This is a genomic window from Halothiobacillus neapolitanus c2 (assembly GCF_000024765.1).
GTDB classification, from domain to species: Bacteria; Pseudomonadota; Gammaproteobacteria; order Halothiobacillales; family Halothiobacillaceae; genus Halothiobacillus; species Halothiobacillus neapolitanus.
Genome location: NC_013422.1, coordinates 2,484,018 through 2,501,908 on the forward strand (window position 1 = coordinate 2,484,018; position 17,891 = coordinate 2,501,908).

The following is a 17,891-nucleotide window of genomic DNA, read 5'->3' on the forward strand; positions in this document are numbered from 1 at the left end:
ATCAGTTCAGGATGTCGCTCCCGACTGTTTTACGGAATTCATCGGCCAGCTTGTTGCTCTTGCTGATTAACGCCTTATTCAAAGGCGCATCCGGAGTGACAAGATAGGGCGTGACAAAGATCACAAGATCACTGCGTTTCGATTTGAAATCGCGCGAACGAAACAACTCGCCAAGCACGGGGATTTGACCCAACCCGGGCACCTTATCGATTGTTTTTGATGCCGAAGAGTCAACCAACCCCGAAATCACGATGGTCTGACCTTCGTGAACATTGACTTCTGTGCTGGCTTTGCGAGTCAGGAATCCTGGGTACCCCTGCACGGTCACACTGGGATCGATGTGACTGATTTCCGCTTTGATCGTCGTCGAAATATCTCCCGTACTACTGACGACGGGCTCGATGTGAAGCTTGATTCCATAAGGTTTGTACTCAACCGATGTCTGCCCCAAACCTTGTGCAATGGGTATGGGCACCTCCCCGCCGACAAGGAAATCAGCCGTTCCGCCGCTCCGTGCCGCCAGCTGCGGTGTAGCAAGCTCCCAGGCGTTGCCCGTCTGCATCATCAAATTGATTTTCGAAGTGATAGACGTCACCAAACCAAAGAAGGCTGGCGTACCTGACAAGGACAATGGCAAATTGACAGCCCCATTCGCACCGATACCGCCGAAGCTACTGGGTGTCATGCGATACAGTGAATTCGAAGCAAAGTCATGGGCCAGCGCTCCGCCAGGGCCATCGATCACGGAATCCCACTTAATACCGATCTGATGCAGGGCGCTTTTGTCGAATTCCATGATGCGCACTTTCATCATGACCATCGGTTTCATCTGCACCGCATTGGCCTGTGTGAAATCAAGAACCTGAGGGTAAACCTTTTTAATCGCGGCAATCTGGGCAACATCCTCCTGAGTCAGGTTGACCCCACTTAACACAACGTTTCCACCAACTGTATTAACAGATACGGCTTTGCTCGCTTTCAGCAGTGTGCGAACTAGCTCCGCCACCTGATCGGTATTGCCCGACACGATATGCAAATCAATGCTGCGACGACTGCCATCCCGCATCCATAGCTGCAATGAGGTATCGCCCGCTTGATTGGCAATAATCACCATTTGCCGACGTCCGAGAACGCGTACCTCAACCAGCTTGCCATTGCCAACGGCGACACGAAGAAGCGAACCCGGTGCCGACCTCACCAAAGCTTGCCCTGCATACATCGTGACCGCATCAGGCAACGCGGGCGCATCAGCAGAAAAAACGGGTACGGAAAACAGCCACAACGCCAACAACCAGCGTGTATACCTATTGCGTCTGGCGACCAAATTGCACATTAATAATCCTCTCGATTCCATGAGTTACTGCCTTCCACCGATAATGAATTGGACGCCGCCACCATGTGCACGAGGACCCGCGCCCAAAAGGTCGGATGCTGTCAACAACCCCAGGTTTGGTGGAAATTTGGTGTCGGGCGAACGCAGCATGACGAGCAGTTGACCCATCTTTTTAGCGATGCCGATTCGTTGCGCATTCTTAGGAGTCAACTCCAGCGTGAGATTGGAGTAGCCTTGGTTTCCTTCTGTGCCGTCGCTTCTAACCCCTTTGGCGTGCTTCCCGGTAGCGAGCACTAGAACATCGCTAAGGAGTGGGCGAATATCGTCCTTACTGTTTTTGGACAAGAGCAGAAGAATGTCGATGTGATCACCCGGCACAATCAAACCAGAAATCGAATTGGTTTCACTGACATCAATGGTGTAGGCGACACGGTCTGGCTTGATGATGTCGGAAAAGTGATTCGCGATCGGTTCCATCGCCATCGCGGATATGGGCGCGCCTTGGGCCAATGGAGTCGTCAACATCTGTCCCAAGTGACTTTCGTAGTCATCCGGGGTCAGTGCATCAGCGGGGACATAGGCCACAGGAATATCCCGTGTAGCCAGATCTTTTGCTGACAACACGTCACCCACTTTAAGGTTATGCACAGGCACAACCACCGTGCGCATCTTTTGCGGCGCGGCCGTATGAGTTCTCGTGGCAACCTGCTGGTTGATGTATTTCACAGCCAAAACGCTGGCTAAACCACCGAGCAAAACGGCTACAGCAACATACAAAAAGTTGCGATTTACTTTAGGCATCTACAAATCCCTTTGATCAGGCTCAAGGAGCCGACAGAACAAACACAAAACTCTGATAAGCCTGCCCAAGAGCAAGCGCCAATTGGTGCATGACATTCGGGCCGGCAACGAGCAACAAAACGAACAAGAAGGCGATGATGATGTACTCAACCAACGCCGCACCATGTTGACAGCTAGACGGCGCGCCATATTTCGGGTAACGATGCTTCAATCCATGTGAGCGCATGCGTTACCTACGGATTCTGAATAGTCATGACTATTTGTGACCGAACATTCTTTTGCGGTTCAATGACCAAGTTCATTTTTTGATCACCTCGCTGGAAGTCCAGCACGCAACCGGACGAGGTACAGCTATCATTCAATGGTTTCCAGCCCTCGCCTTCGAGACGCTCGCGATAGAAGCTAACATTTTGTTGCGTAGACAGTTTATTCTTCAACGCAATCATCCGAGTTGGGATGGGATCATCCGGATAGCGGATGTCGTTAAAGACTTTGGAATCCATCGGGGTCGGTATGCCCTTGCCCGGCACGAAGTGCTCGGGGGCCGAAGCAACATCAACCACACCAATATTTCCTCTGCTTCCAGAACCTGATGCGCTGACCTGAATCGTCATGAAGTAATCACCTTCTCGATGACCAATCACCTGTTCATTACCCATCTGGTTGACGACAACTTGCTCCCGCCAGACTTTGCGATAAAACGCCAGAATCGCCTCGGGTGACTGCTGCGATTTGAAAACCTGCGCACGCATATCGAGGCCGTTGAAAATGATTCGATGAGCAACATCCTGAGTGGTGGTTTCTGGCGGAACAGGTGGCGATGGCCAGGAAAACAACCCCGCCATAGCCACCAGAGGAAGCCATAAGAGAATGCTGCCCCCAACACCCCGTAACCCAAAGAACGCTTCACACCTTTGAACAAGCATCCTATTTCACCAACTTGTCGACGGGGACAACATCCGGAGCGGTTCGGCCCATTTCAAAGTGATCCATATTGGGTGTGAGCAAATCGTTAATTAATGGAATGCTCCCGAGCAGCTTAGCGGCCCCGTTAATCACGGAACTCAAGCTACCCAACCACGTGGAGGGCACCATTGGCTGGATAACCGCCCTTACCGTTCGATTGGCATAGGCGCCGCCTGCAGATTGCCCATTCAGGGTTTCGCCTCCACCAGCCGCATCCCAAGTGTCTGCTAAGAGGACGGTCTTAGCAGAAATGTCCATTCGTTTATTGACCAAGCCGCCCAGAAACTGCAAGGGAGAACCGTCAGTGCTCAGAATCTTTTGGGTATTCGCATGAACTTCAGCGGTAACCAGACCCTGCCGATTTGGAGGCAAGGTATCAGAAAGCGCATTGCCGAGCATGCTTATGGCTTGATCCAGGTAGCTGGGCGATGCTTGCTGCTGATAGACCTTTAGGGTCAGGTCAGAGGGATTCAGTAGTGGGCGCCCTGCAAATGTGGTCAACATGGGATCAGGGAAGCCAGCAGGAGCAGATCCTCCGCTGAGTAATGCTGAGTCTGCATCCGCAAACTGATGTTGGCGTAGTTGTGTTTCTTCGGTCGTTTTGCTCGGAATGACGGCAGTTGCAAGGGCGGGATCGACCGTAGCGGCCCAAGCGGCTTCTCGAACGGCATTCTGGGTTTGCAATTTGATGTGAATAAATTGCCCTAACAACATCACACCCATGGCAAGTGGCACTAGAACCGTTAAAGAAATTGCCATCTCAACCAGACTTTGCCCCCGCTGCTTATGGCGGTTGCTCCCGGTTTGAGGAGGTGCTGATTTTGTGCGGTAATTCATGCCAGAGTTATTCTGTGGCTGTCGTGCAAGTCAATCGGCCGTCAAGGGTTAACTCGTCGTTATTTGATCCTCGCTTACGCAGCAACACATGGGTGAAGGTGATTGTTTTGGTGTTTGATACGGTCGATGCATCCAATCCAGGAATCGTGCCGGATGCCTTGGCAGAGAAATAGAAATCCTGTTGACTCTTGCCACTGGGAACGAATCCAAGACGCTGCTGCGTACCGTCATCATTGACGCTAAATAAGGCAATATTCGGTCCATCAGATTTACCGATGGCAGAAAAATAACCAAGACCTACCAGATGCCCAGATCTCAGAGTGCAGTTAATGGCGTTAAATGTCGCCGTACCAGTTAAAACGCCGGTGTAATGCAATTCATTACCTGCAGGCCGTTGATTATCTGCACTGACGACGCCCAGTCCCGATGCAGCAAAAAGAAAAAACATGCCTGCTGTTTTAATGGTACTTAAAAATAAATTTGATTTGGTATATTTATTCATCTCGCAGTCACCTCGTCATGGATTCGATTTTTTGGATAAAATTTTATTAATATTTTGCATACTTTGATTGGCATCAATATTGCAATATATCTTTCCACTTAAATAAGTTATGTGCCGCACACCATCCTCACCAATGCTTGTCATCATTACTTTATCCAAAGTGATTTCGAAGTTTTTATTCTCTTCTTTATGCCAAATAATTGCCGGGTGGTTCGCAGGAATGTCGTAGGTAAAAGTCGTGAGCGGCTGCTGGTGATATTGATCGGGCACGAACTCAAACCCTCTGCCAGCAATCAGAGTGAATCTCGGTCCAAATAGTCTGCCATCACGAACCAAGGGCAAGTCAGGCGCATAAACGTAGAGTGCTTTGGGATCATTGTTCATGTCATAGCAAGCAACTTTCTCAAACTGAACCGTGCCATTAACGACTCCTTGATAATGCAGCACACTCGTGGGTGTTTTTTCAGCCCAAGCACAGTGCGAGGCAAAGACAAAGGCAGACAAAATGATTATCTTGTCGACTGACTTCTTCAAAAAAACCGCATCAATAAAACTTCTTTTCGAGTTCATAAATTACTTTCCATTGTGCCTATTTAAATTTAGTCACGTGTATTTAATCCTTATTCATGTTGTGGGTGCAGGCCAACGTTCCATTTAAGTTAACTTTAATCTGAATTGGAAGAGAGTCTCCCTCGTACTTAGTGCAAGAGACCTGAACATCCTTGAATGTCAAAGACCAGTTATTACCGACATGATGCCAGAAAACCCCCTGGCTATTCTTAGCTCTGCCGCAAAGCCCCAATCCCTTAGAGGAGAACATAATTTTATAATCGCTCGTTTCAAACCCAAGTGTCGCAACTTCTCTTTTTCGATTTGATCGATCCGAAGGCGCGGTGAAGGTCCCAATATCTTCACCTATAGGTGTGCAATCAGCGCTGCCAAATGATAACTTTCCGTTACTGGCACCAGAAATTAGCAATTCGCCTGACGCCGCATAAGCCTGGTTCACTGCCATGATCACCCCCACAAGAACAGCGACATGCAAAGCACGATATAAGAATCCATGTTTTTCATGGATGAATCTGCCGAGTTTTTTTTGGTGTATGGATATTTTTTTCATCAATAGTCCTTGTTGGAATAAGGTGGTAGCTGATAACAATGCAATTTCACGGCGAACAAACGCCGACCACGCCATAGGTGGCCGCAACCGCCAATTGAGTCGTGCAAGGTGTTTCCACGAGGCGCACCTGCCAGTACGGGCTGAACAGACTGCCTGTCTCTCGATGCGAATCGACAAGATTCGGAAACAAAGTTTGCGAGCGACTGAAATACACCTGAGCAGATGAAAGCGCGGTCATCTTGTCGTGTACGGTTTTATCGGCAATATCAAAATCCGGCGGGCCTCCGATACCGGGCACATGGCTGCTGGTGCGGACGGTGCTCATGGACTCTTCAACGAGCACCGTAAATAAGGGGCCGACATCTAAATTATTCACCCCGTTAGCGGAGGCGCTCTTGCCATTCAGGTAGGGAACGGTGGCCTTGTCACTTTTGATATCGTTGTAGTCGGGAAGGCCGACGGTGGCTCCCGAAATAACGGATAAAGATGGTTTGATCCAAGGGGTGCCGTTTTCTGCGGGATCGGAAAGTACCTTATTGCCCGCATCCCCATTTTGCAGAGCGCCACTGTAGGCAGGGTAACTCCCGGGGCCTGCGTATTCCTGCGGTCTCCACGTGTATGGGCCCTTCCAACCATTATCCTGACGAGCCAAACCACTAAAACCGTTGCTAGGCGTTTGATCCACGCCCGCCGCACCACCCCAGGCCATTGGCACATTGACGTGGCAGGTTGTTGGATGAGAGGACCATCCGCCCGACCAACAGGGAAACCAGACATGCAAGTTCAGTGTATCCAGACCAACCCAATTGCGATAATTAACAAGGTCGGTACCGCCCTTCTTATCCATCGATAATCCTATGCTGGCCAATCCGCTACCCGCGCCGAAACCGACATGACCATCACGCACTCGTGAAAAAGGATCACGGGCTTCCATAACTACATTGGCAAAGCGATCCGCCTCTGCGGACTGACTTCCATCCGTAGGAATCACATATCGAGCAACATAACCATTCGCACTCCGTGCACTCTGTGCCAACAATGCCAAGCCCATTGCAGGAATATCCACCCGAGGATTATTCAACCGCGCGATCCGACGAGCCAAATTGGCAATATCTGCAGATTGCACAGGGCTGGCAATCAAATGCGAAGCTTTAGAATAGGCTCCATCAAGGTTTGCAATAACGGCTGATGCAATATTTAAAACCTCTTGCTCTATATCTCGCCCCTGAACTAAAGCATCCTTAACGTTACCAAGAATGTTTGCGGCTTGTTGCAGAACAGCACCAAGCTCAGCACCGACGACTGATATATCAGCGACAATCGCCACTTTTTGTATGGCATTCTTGAGATGATCTGTCGCACTAATGGCAAAATTGGTCCACGAATACCAGCTGACCATTTGAGCCATGGCGACCTGATTCGCGACGGTCGCTCGATTCATGTACGAGATCATGTTAAGCGCGCGCGCCTGTTGTACTGCCGCACTGTAGGCAGCGGCGTCAGCCGTGTTAACCAACTGCATTTTTTTGCTTACCGCCTGGCCGGAATTGAACAGCACGATTACCCCGACCACCAGCACGACCAGTGTAATCAGTGCAAGAATAAGAGCCTGCCCGCTGAGCCGGGAAGGCAAGGACATTTTTTTCCGTCGGAGCTTCAATGCAATTCCCTGCACCTGACACCTCTTAGATGATGCAAGCATCAGAGCAACAGCCTGATGAGACCGGGAAGAAGCAGAGAGAGCATTAGCGGCGCAAGTACCGCTGAGGCACCCACCCACATTTTTTCCGGATCTAGGCCATTGCTGTTACTGCGAGTTGTCGTAACTGTTGAGGGATTTTTGCTTATGTTCCGAGCGAGCTTGACCAGCAGCTGATTTGGCAGTCTGGATATCAGAAGTGGCGGACTGACCTGACAACTCCTCCGCCATACCACCAATTTGCGAGCGGGCCGTTTGCCCGAAGTACATGACGGCACCGATAGCGGCGATTGCGATTAGAGCGGTGATTATGATGTACTCGGTCATTCCTTGACCTCGTTGACGAGCGCGGGTGTTGTTGCGGCGAGTGTTTAGCGTTTTGTTCATAGCTACCTCCAAGTTGTAAAGTTCTGAAACAACCCAAAATCCATATCGACAAATCCAAACCTGTTTGATCCGCGGGAGTGGACATGGAATTCAGGAGGGCCATTTATCCAATAAATATACGGGCACTCACCTAGGAGCACCCATACAACGACCCTTTTTTATTTGTAATGCAATCATGTAAAATAAGTCAACAAAAGTTTATCCTGATAAACTAATTAGCCCTTGAATATACCTGCGTGGTTGTGGGTGAGTTCAGGCATTTTCTTCTGGAAATGTGATCGAGCCGCGAACTCACTTGGGTATGGAGGGTGTAACCTCGGATGAAAGCCAACGAACTAGGTTGTTGTTGACTTGATACACTCTGTCAAAACAGAACCACGTGTTCCATCCATTAAAAGGAATCTGATCGCCCAATGACTGTGACGACGTTCACCGCACACTAATTCTTTCACTAAGTTATGGATGACTTAAATCATGATCTACCGCACCGCGATCAAATTTGCTTTTTTTCTTTGCCTTTCAGTGACGTCCACGTCTGTATTTGCCGCCAAGGATGCGGTCGGTTGCAAGGACAACCCGATCGTGTCCAGATTCCAGGGAGCGACCTTACTGGCCTGCCAACAGAAGAACTACGATGAGTCGGCATTGCCGCTCGGGATATGGAAAGATAATCAACCAACACCCAGTAAAGTCATGACGGCCAGCGGAAAGTCGGCGTGGTACTTCTATAGCATCCCCCAAAGCGTCAGTGGCATGGAGGTGTTTCGCAATTACGAATCGGCGCTGACCAAAGCCGGATTCAGTATTCCGTTCCAATGCTCGGGCACACAGCAATGTGGCTGGGAGTTGGCCAATCAGGGGCTACAACCACTCCATGGCTTCGCCGGGCATATTGGCACTTCAAATTATGCGATCGGCGCTGCAGGCATGGACGGCGTTTTTCATGAGTTGACGGCACACCTTCAACGTCCGCAAGGCAATGTTGACCTTATGCTTATGGTGATCGACCGCGACTCGGCGCAAGGTCTGCAAGCACCCGCGGTTTACCTGAAACTGATTGAAGGCCAACCGATGAAGACCGGCGAGGTGACGGTAACAGCTAAGGCCATCAGTAACGGACTTGCCCAGAATGGCCATATTGCCCTTTATGGCATTCATTTCGCGACTGATAGCGCGGCGCTGGAGGCGAGCTCTGACAAGGAACTAGGCGAGATGGCTAAAATGCTGAAGCAAGAACCTTCGGCGCATGTATATATCGTGGGGCATACCGATGATACAGGCGCGTTGCCCCATAATCTGAAGCTTTCCCGGGATCGAGCTGACGCGGTGGTTAAAGCTCTGATTACCCGGTACGGTATTTCGTCGAACCGGTTGGTTGCCGAGGGCGTCGCTTCTTTTGCGCCCGTTGCCAGTAACGCATCGGATCAGGGTCGCGCGCTCAATCGACGAGTTGAGATAGTTCTGCAATAGACTTGTGGGCACCTCTTTCTGTCTCGACCCGAGCCAGTGCCGCCGGTCATTTTCACCTATAATTGCGCCTGTTTTATTCGTTTCTAGCAAGCAGGAACCCATGACAACGACGCTGGTTATCGCCACCCACAATTTGGGCAAACTCCGAGAATTCGAAGCCATGCGGCTTAGCCTCATGCCCCGCTTCTCTGCCTTGGCCAATATTGAATTTGTACCGCTGACCGATTGGGCGGGTGAGCCGCCTGAGGAAGATGGGGATACGTTTTTCGAAAATGCCCTGATTAAAGCGCGCTCGGCCGCGGCGCTGACCGGGCTGCCTGCCATTGCCGATGACTCAGGGCTTGAAGTCGTTGGACTCGATGGCGCACCGGGTATTTATTCGGCGCGTTACGCGGGGCCGGATGCGGACGATGCCGAGAATAATCAACGACTTTTACAGGAACTGGCGAAGCGTCCGCAAGCCGATCGCTCTGCGCGTTTTGTCAGCACGCTCGCCATGGTACGAACGGCAGATGACTCCGCACCCCTATTGGCCGAAGGCTTCTGGCACGGTCAAATTGTGGATACACCCCGCGGCGCGACCGGATTTGGCTATGACCCCCTGTTCTACGTGCCCGATCGCAATTGCACGGCGGCGGAGCTCCCTGCCAGCATCAAAAATCGCATCAGCCACCGTGCTCAAGCGCTGATTGAATTGATGCGTCAGTTAAGCAATATGCGTTTCTAATGCAACTGCTGCAATTCACCGAAAATCCGCCGCTTGCGCTTTATGTTCACTTGCCTTGGTGCGTGGAAAAATGCCCTTATTGCGACTTCAACTCGCATGGACTCAAGGGGAAAACCCTGCCTGAACGTGACTACATCGATGCGCTGCTTCGCGATGTGGAGCGCGAGCTACCGCTGATTTGGGGGCGGCCGATCGAAACGATCTTCATTGGTGGCGGCACGCCGAGTTTGTTCCACCCGGAAGCGATTGATCGCTTGATGTGCGGTTTGCGTGCCTTGCTCGATTTGCGGTTTTGCTGTGAAGTGACGTTTGAGGTCAATCCGGGCACCGAAATGGCTGGACATCTGGCCGATTACCGCGCTATCGGCATCACGCGGGTTTCCATCGGGGTGCAAAGCTTTAACGAACGGCATTTGAAGAAACTCGGGCGCATCCATGATGCCAAGGCCGCTTTCCGTGCCATCGAAGCCGCCCATGATGCCGGACTCAATAGTTTTAATATCGATCTGATGCATGGCCTGCCAGAACAATCGGCAGAGGAAGCATTAGCAGATCTACACACCGCCATCAGCCTGAACCCGCCGCATCTGTCTTGGTACCAGCTCACGCTGGAACCAAACACGCCGTTTGCAGCCCACCCGCCCGTTCTGCCCGATGACGAGACCATGGATCGAATGCAAGCGCAGGGTTTGGCCGCTTTGCATGAAGCGGGGTTGATTCAATATGAAGTGTCGGCCTACGCGCAAGACAACCATCAATGCCAGCACAACCGCAACTACTGGGAATTTGGCGATTATCTTGGCATCGGCGCGGGCGCGCACGGCAAGATAACGCTGGCAGCCGAAAACCGCATCGAACGCCGGGAGCGCCTGCGCCATCCGAATGAGTACCTGACCAAGGCGGGCACGGAACAGGCCATCACCGCCCACAGCATTCCAACCGATGAGCTGCCGTTTGAATTCATGCTCAATGCCCTGCGCCTGACCGATGGCTTTGAGGTGCCGCTGTTTACAGCGCGAACGGGAATGCCGATCAAAGTGATTAGCGACGTGCTCCATCAGCTAGAAAAAGAAGAGCTGATTCGCTGGGATATTACCCGCATCGCACCGACGCTGCGCGGTACACGTTATTTGAACGACCTACTGCTGCGTTTCCTGCCGGACTAACTAATCGACGATAAGGGCTTACTCGACCTTGAGTTTCTCCTTGGGGCGTGCCCAGCCGCCCTTCATGATCTGGCGGGATCGTGCCACGGCGAGGTGGCCTGGTGGCACATCCTGAGTGATGGTCGAACCCGCGCCGACGGTGGCCTCATCGCCCAAGCTAACCGGGGCGACCAGCTGGCTACTGGAGCCAACGAACACTCGATCCCCGATGACCGTTTGGTGCTTATTGGCCCCATCGTAATTACAGGTGATGGTGCCCGCACCGATATTGCAGTCCGCACCCATCACGGTGTCACCGATGTACGAGAGGTGATTGACTTTAGATCGGGCGCCAATACGGCTCGCTTTGACTTCAACGAAGTTACCGATCTTGCTATGTTCAGCCAAATCGCTACCGGGCCGAAGTCGTGCATAGGGGCCGACTTCCACACCTTCACCCAAAGTGGCCCCCTCCAGATGACTGAAGGCACGAACGCGAACGCCATCGCCTAACGTGACATGACGCAATACACAATTGGGTTCGATGACGACGTTATCGCCCATCCGCACATGCCCTTCGAACACGACATTGACGTCGATCTGGCAGTCCATCCCACAAATCACCTCGCCCCGGAAATCGATCCGCGCTGGATCGACAATTGTCGTCCCCGACAGAGCCAGTGTCTGCGCCTGACGAAGCTGCCAGGCGCGTTCCATTTGGGCAAGCGCCCAACGGTCATTCACACCCGCGACCCGCAACGGATCGGGGGCAAGATGGGTGGCGATGGATTTGCCGTCTTCTTCTGCCATTTGCACGATATCCGTCAGATAGAGCTCGCCCTGTGCGTTGTGTGGCTTAAGTTTCGGCAACCACGCACGCAAAGAGCCTAACCTCGCAACCAGCATGCCGGTATTGATCTCGGTGATTTTCTTTTCGTCTGAGCTGGCATCGCGTTCTTCACGGATGGCGATCATGCGATGTTCGTGATCGCGGATGATTCGACCGTAGCCACTGGGATCGTCCAACCGTGTGGTCAAAACCGCGAGATCGGCGGAGTGGGCGGAACCCAGAAGAGATGAAAGCACGTTGGCATCGAGTAAGGGGACATCACCGTACAGCACCAAAACTCGGTCACCAGATTGACCTTGAATAACCGCAACTGCGCAGGCCACTGCATGCCCCGTTCCGCGCTGCTCTCTTTGTTCTACCCAAGAAACGCCCGGGCGTGGGCAGTGCTGGCGAATGTGTTCTGCGCCATAGCCGATTACGACATGTAAGGAAGCAGGATCTAATGATTCGGCCACATCGAGCACACGATCCAGCATCGACCGACCGGCCAAAGGATGCAGAACCTTGGGCTTGGCCGACCGCATTCGTGTGCCCTTTCCAGCGGCAAGAACAACGATGTGCAGGGATTGAGTGGACATAAACACCTCTACGAAAGGGAAGCGAAAAAAAAGGAGCCAAGACGAATGTCAGGGCTCCTTTATCAAATTGCGAATTATTTACGTGGTTTGCGCACGATATTCACAATGAGCATTTGGTCTTTAATGACGTCCGCCGCCCATGCCTCGCATGGAACGCACCCATTTGAGTCGCTCTTCAGCTTCGATCATGACCGATTGAGCAGACGTAAAGTCCAGTTGGCCGCGTTGCTCATAGTCCGCGATCATGGCGGATTCCTCAGACAATTTCGCTTCGAGTTCAGCCGCATCGATACCCTGTGCATCCGCTTCTGTCAGTGCCCAGTCCGCAATGATGCTGACCACCATCGGTTGTACTTCGAGCACACCGAAGCCGACAAAATAGCGCACAACCGTACCATCAGGCTGGTGAACACGAACCTCGCCCGGACGAAGAATGGACAACGTCTGCGTATGCATGGGTGTAACACCCATCTCGCCCGCTTCAGTCGGGATGGACACAAACGTGGCCTCGCCGCTGAAAATAGGCTTCTCCATACTCACGATGTCAACACGAATGGTCATAGCCATATCGTCTCCTCCAATTATGCTTTGGCGGCGAGTTTCGCAGCTTTTTCGACCGCTTCGTCAATCGTGCCGACCATGTAGAACGCCTGCTCTGGCAGGTGATCGTACTCGCCAGCAACGATGCCTTGGAACGCGCGAATTGTTTCTTTCAGTGAAACATAACGGCCCGGCGCGCCTGTGAATACCTCGGCCACGAAGAACGGCTGAGACATGAAACGCTGAATCTTACGTGCACGGGATACCGTGGCTTTATCGTCGTCAGACAATTCGTCCATACCGAGAATCGCAATGATGTCTTTGAGCTCTTTGTAGCGCTGCAGGGTCTTCTGTACCGAACGGGCCACGCTGTAGTGGGTATCGCCAACAACTTGCGGGTCCAGCTGACGGCTGGTGGAATCCAGTGGGTCAATCGCCGGGTAAATACCCAGAGAAGCGATATCACGCGACAGAACAACTGTGGCATCCAAGTGAGCGAAGGTGGTCGCAGGCGATGGGTCGGTCAAGTCATCCGCAGGAACGTAAACGGCCTGAACGGAGGTGATTGAACCAGTCTTGGTAGACGTAATCCGCTCTTGCAGAACACCCATCTCTTCGGCCAGCGTCGGCTGGTAACCTACCGCGGAAGGCATACGGCCCAACAAAGCGGATACTTCGGTACCGGCCAGAGTGTAACGGTAGATGTTATCGATAAACATCAGTACGTCACGGCCTTCGTCACGGAAGAACTCGGCCATGGTCAAGCCGGTCAGTGCCACGCGCAGACGGTTTCCTGGCGGCTCGTTCATCTGGCCATACACCAGAGCAACCTTGTCCAGAACGCCACCATCCTTCATCTCGTGGTAGAAGTCGTTGCCTTCACGGGTACGCTCACCCACACCGGCGAACACGGAATAACCACTGTGCTCGACAGCGATGTTACGGATCAGTTCCATCATGTTGACGGTCTTGCCGACACCGGCGCCACCGAACAGACCAACTTTACCGCCCTTCGCGAAGGGGCAAAGCAAGTCGATAACTTTGATACCGGTTTCCAGCAGTTCGGTGCTGTTCGCCTGCTCATCAAATGTTGGCGGCTTGCGGTGAATAGACCACTTCTCGTCACAGGCTACATCGCCTGCGTTGTCAATTGGGTGACCCAGAACGTCCATGATCCGGCCGAGTGTGCCCTTGCCCACAGGAACCTGAATCGGTGAACCGGTGTTGACAGCGGTCATGCCGCGCTTCAAACCGTCGGATGAGCCCATGGCAATACCACGAACAACACCGTCGCCGATTTGCTGCTGCACTTCGACGATCAAACCGGTTTGTTCGATCTTGATGGCGTCATAGACCTTGGGAACCGCATCGCGCGGAAACTCGACATCGATGACGGCACCGATGATTTCGACAATTTTTCCAGAACTCATGTCTGTACCCTCAAATATAAAAATGGCTTTCCGTTGCGCGGTTAAACCGCCGCTGCACCGGATACGATTTCCGAAATCTCTTGCGTAATCGCGGCTTGACGGGCCTTGTTATAGACCAGCTTCAATGACTTGATCATATCGCCGGCATTGTCCGTCGCGTTCTTCATGGCAATTCGACGCGCAGCCATTTCGCAGGCTACGTTTTCGATTGCACTGGCCACGATTTGCCCTGAGATATATCGCTTCAATACGGCAGCAAGAACGGCGTGGGAGTCTGGTTCATACAGATAGTCCCAGTGGTGCTTGAGTTCATCTGACTCTTGGTAAACCAAGGGTGCAATCTGCTCAACCATCGGACGCTGTACCATCGAATTCACGAAGGAATTGCGCGCCAACTCGATCCGGTCAACCTGACCCTGCTCAAATGCTTCCATGGCGGCGTTGATAACACCACGCATTTTCGCATAGCTGGGTTTGTCACCCATGTGCACAACCGAAGCGCGCACATTGCCACCGTAACGTTTGAAGAACGCTCGGCCTTTGGTGCCAACCGGAATGACATCCACTTCAATACCATTCTTCTGGTATTCCTTGATTTTAAGGAGCACCTGCTTAAGAAGATTGACGTTCAGACCGCCGCACAGACCACGATCGGTTGTGACAACAATCATCAGTACGCGCTTCACTTCGCGCTCGACCATCAGCGGATGGCGGTACTCAGGATGGGCGTTGGTGATGTGACCCACCACCTCAAGAAACTTCTCGGCATAGGGCCGGGTCGCTTCCATCGCTTCCTGTGCGCGCCGCATTTTAGATGCGGCAACCATTTCCATCGCCTTAGTGATCTTGCGCGTGTTCTGCACGCTCTTAATCTTGGTGCGAATCTCTTTGCCTACGGCCATGACAGCGCCCCCTGATTAATAAACGCCCTTCGCCTTGAAGGTTTCGATCACTTGCTTCAATTGAGCAGCAATTTCATCGTTGAAGGCACCGTTGTCACCAATTTTCTCGGCCAAATCTTTGGCATTGGCACCAGCGTAGTCGTGCAGGGCGGTTTCGAAATCGTTAATCTTTTCAACCGCGATATCGTCCAGGTAGCCTTCGTTAGCAGCGGTCAAGGAAAGCGCCATCTCAGTGACGGACAACGGCTTGAACTGCTTCTGCTTCATCAACTCGGTCACGCGCTTACCGCGTTCGAGCTGCTTGCGGGTAACTTCATCAAGATCTGATGCAAACTGCGAGAACGCCGCCAATTCACGATACTGCGCCAAGTCGGTACGAATACCACCGGCCAGCTTCTTGATCGCCTTGGTTTGCGCTGCACCACCTACCCGCGATACAGAAATACCTGGGTTGATCGCAGGACGAATGCCTGAGTTGAACAGATCGGTTTCCAAGAAGATCTGACCATCGGTGATAGAGATCACGTTGGTCGGTACGAACGCGGAAACGTCACCACCTTGGGTTTCGATGATCGGCAGCGCGGTCAATGAACCGGTCTGGCCGGTCACTTCACCCTTGGTGAACTCGGCAACATAGTCGGCATTCACGCGGGATGCGCGCTCCAGCAGACGAGAATGCAGATAGAACACGTCGCCAGGATAGGCTTCACGACCTGGTGGACGACGCAGCAGCAGGGAAATCTGACGATAAGCCCAGGCTTGCTTGGTGAGATCGTCATAAACGATCAGTGAATCCATACCGCGGTCACGGAAGTATTCGCCCATGGTGCAACCGGCGTAGGCTGCCAGATACTGCATGGCCGCAGGATCAGATGCGGTTGCAGCAACGACGATGGTGTATTCCAGCGCGCCGTATTCTTCCAGCTTACGAACAACGTTCGCAATAGAAGAGGCTTTCTGGCCAATCGCCACGTAAACGCAGAATACGCCTTTGCCTTTCTGGTTGATGATGGTGTCGATCGCAACGGCCGTTTTACCGGTCTGGCGGTCACCGATGATCAACTCACGCTGACCACGACCGATGGGAACCATGGCGTCTAGCGCCTTGATACCGGTCAACAATGGCTGATCAACGCTTTGACGTTCAATAACGCCTGGTGCGATTTTTTCGATTGGTGCGGTGATCTTCGCGTTGATATCACCTTTACCATCGATGGGCTGGCCCAGTGTGTTCACCACACGGCCGAGCAGTTCTTTACCTACCGGCACTTCGAGAATGCGTTGGGTGCATTTGACCTGATCGCCTTCACGCAGGTGGTCGTAACCACCCAGAACGATGGCGCCAACGGAATCGCGCTCAAGGTTCATGGCAACGGCAAAGCCGCCGCCGGGCAATTCGATCATTTCACCAAGCATCACGTCGTTGAGACCGTGAATTCGCAGAATACCGTCGCTGACAGAAACGATGGTGCCTACAGTTTGCGCATCCGCACTTTGATCAAAGTTCTCAATGCGTTGCTTAATCAGACTACTAATTTCAGAGGGATTGATCATGTGATCTCCTTAGCGACTCAGCTGAGTGGCAAGTTTTTGGATACCGCCGCGCATGGAACCGTCAATCACCAGATCGCCCGCACGAATAATCGCACCCGCAATCAGCGAGTCGTCCGTTTCGGTTATCAGGTCAATCGTACGATTCAATCGCTTGTTGAGCGCCGATTTAATGTTGTTGATTTCGCTTTCGGTCAGGGGATAAGCAGATACGACGGTCGCCGTCATCCGCTGCTCGGCCTGGGCACGCAGCAGCTCAAACTGATCTGCGATCTCCGGTAGGATCGCCAGCCGACCATTTTCGCCCAACAAGCGCACCATGTTGACAGCCTGTGGTTCCAACTCACTGGATACAACAGACAGAAAGCTATTGGTTCGCACTTCGGAAGGGCGGGAAATGTCAGCAAGAAAACGATCCATGTCCGGGTTCTTAACGACCTGCGCCAGAAACGCGAGACTCTTAGACCATACATTAGCTACTGCGGGTGTCGAGCAAAGCTCATGAATGGCCTTTGCATAGGATTGCGCCACTTGGATATTTTCGGACATACGATTACCTCTATATCCTTAAATGTGCGCAATCAGATCAGCCAAAGCCACTTCGTGATCCTTGTTTGTCACTTCACGCTTCAGAATGCGTTCTGCACCGGTAACTGCAATAGCAGACACCTGCGTGCGCAGCACTTCTTTAGCGCGATTCACTTCGCGATCAATCTCAGCCGATGCCTGAGCCACGATGCGCTCAGCTTCTGCTTTCGCATTGACGCGAGCATCTTCAAGAATCTGATTGGCGCGCGAGTTGGCCTGAGCCACGATATCGTTCGCTTTTTCTTTTGTTTCGCGCAGCATTTCCGCTGAACGCTCTTGCGCCAGTTTCAGCTCATGCTTGCCACGCTCGGAGGCGGAAAGACCGTCGGCAATCTTCTGGCGACGCGCTTCCATCAATGCGGAGAGCGGCGTCCAGAGGTATTTGCTGACCAGCCAAACCAGCACCACGAAGGCGATAATTTGAGCAACCAGTGTGATATTAATGTTCACAGCATAACCTCGATT

Annotated in this window: 20 protein-coding genes; 3 read left to right on the forward strand and 17 right to left on the reverse strand. The window is 52.4% G+C overall.

Annotated elements, in window-relative coordinates; genetic code table 11:
- Window position 1: 1 nt before the first annotated feature.
- The 10 genes from HNEAP_RS11510 to HNEAP_RS11555 form a co-directional block, all read right to left on the reverse strand.
- Window positions 2-1,333, reverse strand: coding sequence for a type II and III secretion system protein family protein (locus HNEAP_RS11510; protein ID WP_012825151.1), 1,332 nt, complete (start codon window positions 1,331-1,333; stop codon window positions 2-4).
- A 24-nt stretch (window positions 1,334-1,357) separates the two neighbouring features.
- Window positions 1,358-2,134 (reverse strand): Flp pilus assembly protein CpaB, encoded by a 777-nt coding sequence (cpaB, locus tag HNEAP_RS11515; protein WP_012825152.1) that lies wholly within the window; start codon window positions 2,132-2,134, stop codon window positions 1,358-1,360.
- 22 nt (window positions 2,135-2,156) lie between these two features.
- Window positions 2,157-2,360, reverse strand: coding sequence for a hypothetical protein (locus tag HNEAP_RS11520; protein ID WP_012825153.1), 204 nt, complete (start codon window positions 2,358-2,360; stop codon window positions 2,157-2,159).
- 7 nt (window positions 2,361-2,367) lie between these two features.
- Window positions 2,368-3,060 (reverse strand): hypothetical protein, encoded by a 693-nt coding sequence (locus HNEAP_RS11525; RefSeq protein WP_012825154.1) that lies wholly within the window; start codon window positions 3,058-3,060, stop codon window positions 2,368-2,370.
- Between the two features lies 1 nt (window position 3,061).
- Window positions 3,062-3,937 (reverse strand): TadE family protein, encoded by an 876-nt coding sequence (locus HNEAP_RS11530; RefSeq protein ID WP_012825155.1) that lies wholly within the window; start codon window positions 3,935-3,937, stop codon window positions 3,062-3,064.
- A gap of 7 nt (window positions 3,938-3,944) precedes the next feature.
- On the reverse strand, window positions 3,945-4,439 hold the full coding sequence (locus tag HNEAP_RS11535; RefSeq protein WP_012825156.1) for a hypothetical protein: 495 nt from the start codon (window positions 4,437-4,439) through the stop codon (window positions 3,945-3,947).
- A gap of 15 nt (window positions 4,440-4,454) precedes the next feature.
- Window positions 4,455-5,009 (reverse strand): hypothetical protein, encoded by a 555-nt coding sequence (locus HNEAP_RS11540; RefSeq protein ID WP_012825157.1) that lies wholly within the window; start codon window positions 5,007-5,009, stop codon window positions 4,455-4,457.
- 43 nt (window positions 5,010-5,052) lie between these two features.
- Window positions 5,053-5,559, reverse strand: a complete 507-nt coding sequence (locus tag HNEAP_RS11545) for a hypothetical protein (RefSeq protein WP_012825158.1) — start codon at window positions 5,557-5,559, stop codon at window positions 5,053-5,055.
- 46 nt (window positions 5,560-5,605) lie between these two features.
- Window positions 5,606-7,198 carry a pilus assembly protein TadG-related protein gene (locus HNEAP_RS11550; RefSeq protein WP_012825159.1) on the reverse strand — a complete coding sequence of 531 codons (1,593 nt, stop codon included), beginning with the start codon at window positions 7,196-7,198 and terminating at the stop codon, window positions 5,606-5,608.
- 168 nt (window positions 7,199-7,366) lie between these two features.
- Window positions 7,367-7,645, reverse strand: coding sequence for a hypothetical protein (locus tag HNEAP_RS11555; protein WP_012825160.1), 279 nt, complete (start codon window positions 7,643-7,645; stop codon window positions 7,367-7,369).
- 474 nt (window positions 7,646-8,119) lie between these two features.
- Between HNEAP_RS11555 and HNEAP_RS11560 the strand changes: the two genes are divergently transcribed.
- The 3 genes from HNEAP_RS11560 (at window position 8,120) to hemW (ending at window position 11,008) form a co-directional block, all read left to right on the forward strand.
- The gene (locus tag HNEAP_RS11560) at window positions 8,120-9,115 is read left to right on the forward strand and encodes an OmpA family protein (protein WP_012825161.1); all 996 of its coding nucleotides are present in this window, start codon (window positions 8,120-8,122) and stop codon (window positions 9,113-9,115) included.
- Between the two features lie 100 nt (window positions 9,116-9,215).
- Window positions 9,216-9,842 (forward strand): RdgB/HAM1 family non-canonical purine NTP pyrophosphatase, encoded by a 627-nt coding sequence (gene rdgB, locus HNEAP_RS11565; protein WP_012825162.1) that lies wholly within the window; start codon window positions 9,216-9,218, stop codon window positions 9,840-9,842.
- The gene (gene hemW, locus HNEAP_RS11570) at window positions 9,842-11,008 is read left to right on the forward strand and encodes a radical SAM family heme chaperone HemW (protein ID WP_012825163.1); all 1,167 of its coding nucleotides are present in this window, start codon (window positions 9,842-9,844) and stop codon (window positions 11,006-11,008) included. Before rdgB ends, hemW begins: the two co-directional genes overlap by 1 nt.
- 18 nt (window positions 11,009-11,026) lie before the next feature.
- Here hemW and glmU read toward each other — a convergent pair whose 3' ends face one another.
- The 7 genes from glmU to HNEAP_RS11605 all read right to left on the reverse strand — a co-directional run bounded on the left by glmU (window position 11,027) and on the right by HNEAP_RS11605 (window position 17,876).
- The gene (gene glmU / locus HNEAP_RS11575; protein WP_012825164.1) at window positions 11,027-12,415 is read right to left on the reverse strand and encodes a bifunctional UDP-N-acetylglucosamine diphosphorylase/glucosamine-1-phosphate N-acetyltransferase GlmU; all 1,389 of its coding nucleotides are present in this window, start codon (window positions 12,413-12,415) and stop codon (window positions 11,027-11,029) included.
- A 120-nt stretch (window positions 12,416-12,535) separates the two neighbouring features.
- Entirely contained in the window at window positions 12,536-12,982 is a 447-nt protein-coding gene (atpC, locus tag HNEAP_RS11580; protein ID WP_012825165.1) for an ATP synthase F1 subunit epsilon, read from the reverse strand.
- 14 nt (window positions 12,983-12,996) lie between these two features.
- Complete coding sequence (gene atpD, locus HNEAP_RS11585) at window positions 12,997-14,385, reverse strand: F0F1 ATP synthase subunit beta (protein WP_012825166.1); 1,389 nt, start codon at window positions 14,383-14,385, stop codon at window positions 12,997-12,999.
- A 41-nt stretch (window positions 14,386-14,426) separates the two neighbouring features.
- Complete coding sequence (gene atpG / locus HNEAP_RS11590; protein ID WP_012825167.1) at window positions 14,427-15,287, reverse strand: F0F1 ATP synthase subunit gamma; 861 nt, start codon at window positions 15,285-15,287, stop codon at window positions 14,427-14,429.
- A 15-nt stretch (window positions 15,288-15,302) separates the two neighbouring features.
- The gene (atpA, locus tag HNEAP_RS11595; protein ID WP_012825168.1) at window positions 15,303-16,841 is read right to left on the reverse strand and encodes a F0F1 ATP synthase subunit alpha; all 1,539 of its coding nucleotides are present in this window, start codon (window positions 16,839-16,841) and stop codon (window positions 15,303-15,305) included.
- Window positions 16,842-16,850: 9 nt separating this feature from the next.
- Window positions 16,851-17,387 (reverse strand): F0F1 ATP synthase subunit delta, encoded by a 537-nt coding sequence (locus HNEAP_RS11600; protein ID WP_012825169.1) that lies wholly within the window; start codon window positions 17,385-17,387, stop codon window positions 16,851-16,853.
- Between the two features lie 18 nt (window positions 17,388-17,405).
- The gene (locus HNEAP_RS11605) at window positions 17,406-17,876 is read right to left on the reverse strand and encodes a F0F1 ATP synthase subunit B (protein ID WP_012825170.1); all 471 of its coding nucleotides are present in this window, start codon (window positions 17,874-17,876) and stop codon (window positions 17,406-17,408) included.
- Between the last annotated feature and the right edge of the window lie 15 nt (window positions 17,877-17,891).

Excerpts from the sequence above, each read along its gene's own strand:
- HNEAP_RS11510 (WP_012825151.1), bottom strand. The coding sequence starts at position 1,333 with ATGTGCAATTTGGTCGCCAGACGCAATAGGTATACACGCTGGTTGTTG.
- cpaB (WP_012825152.1), bottom strand. The coding sequence starts at position 2,134 with ATGCCTAAAGTAAATCGCAACTTTTTGTATGTTGCTGTAGCCGTTTTG.
- HNEAP_RS11520 (WP_012825153.1), bottom strand. The coding sequence starts at position 2,360 with ATGCGCTCACATGGATTGAAGCATCGTTACCCGAAATATGGCGCGCCG.
- HNEAP_RS11525 (WP_012825154.1), bottom strand. The coding sequence starts at position 3,060 with ATGCTTGTTCAAAGGTGTGAAGCGTTCTTTGGGTTACGGGGTGTTGGG.
- HNEAP_RS11530 (WP_012825155.1), bottom strand. The coding sequence starts at position 3,937 with ATGAATTACCGCACAAAATCAGCACCTCCTCAAACCGGGAGCAACCGC.
- HNEAP_RS11535 (WP_012825156.1), bottom strand. The coding sequence starts at position 4,439 with ATGAATAAATATACCAAATCAAATTTATTTTTAAGTACCATTAAAACA.
- HNEAP_RS11540 (WP_012825157.1), bottom strand. The coding sequence starts at position 5,009 with ATGAACTCGAAAAGAAGTTTTATTGATGCGGTTTTTTTGAAGAAGTCA.
- HNEAP_RS11545 (WP_012825158.1), bottom strand. The coding sequence starts at position 5,559 with ATGAAAAAAATATCCATACACCAAAAAAAACTCGGCAGATTCATCCAT.
- HNEAP_RS11550 (WP_012825159.1), bottom strand. The coding sequence starts at position 7,198 with ATGTCCTTGCCTTCCCGGCTCAGCGGGCAGGCTCTTATTCTTGCACTG.
- HNEAP_RS11555 (WP_012825160.1), bottom strand. The coding sequence starts at position 7,645 with ATGAACAAAACGCTAAACACTCGCCGCAACAACACCCGCGCTCGTCAA.
- HNEAP_RS11560 (WP_012825161.1), top strand. The coding sequence starts at position 8,120 with ATGATCTACCGCACCGCGATCAAATTTGCTTTTTTTCTTTGCCTTTCA.
- rdgB (WP_012825162.1), top strand. The coding sequence starts at position 9,216 with ATGACAACGACGCTGGTTATCGCCACCCACAATTTGGGCAAACTCCGA.
- hemW (WP_012825163.1), top strand. The coding sequence starts at position 9,842 with ATGCAACTGCTGCAATTCACCGAAAATCCGCCGCTTGCGCTTTATGTT.
- glmU (WP_012825164.1), bottom strand. The coding sequence starts at position 12,415 with ATGTCCACTCAATCCCTGCACATCGTTGTTCTTGCCGCTGGAAAGGGC.
- atpC (WP_012825165.1), bottom strand. The coding sequence starts at position 12,982 with ATGGCTATGACCATTCGTGTTGACATCGTGAGTATGGAGAAGCCTATT.
- atpD (WP_012825166.1), bottom strand. The coding sequence starts at position 14,385 with ATGAGTTCTGGAAAAATTGTCGAAATCATCGGTGCCGTCATCGATGTC.
- atpG (WP_012825167.1), bottom strand. The coding sequence starts at position 15,287 with ATGGCCGTAGGCAAAGAGATTCGCACCAAGATTAAGAGCGTGCAGAAC.
- atpA (WP_012825168.1), bottom strand. The coding sequence starts at position 16,841 with ATGATCAATCCCTCTGAAATTAGTAGTCTGATTAAGCAACGCATTGAG.
- HNEAP_RS11600 (WP_012825169.1), bottom strand. The coding sequence starts at position 17,387 with ATGTCCGAAAATATCCAAGTGGCGCAATCCTATGCAAAGGCCATTCAT.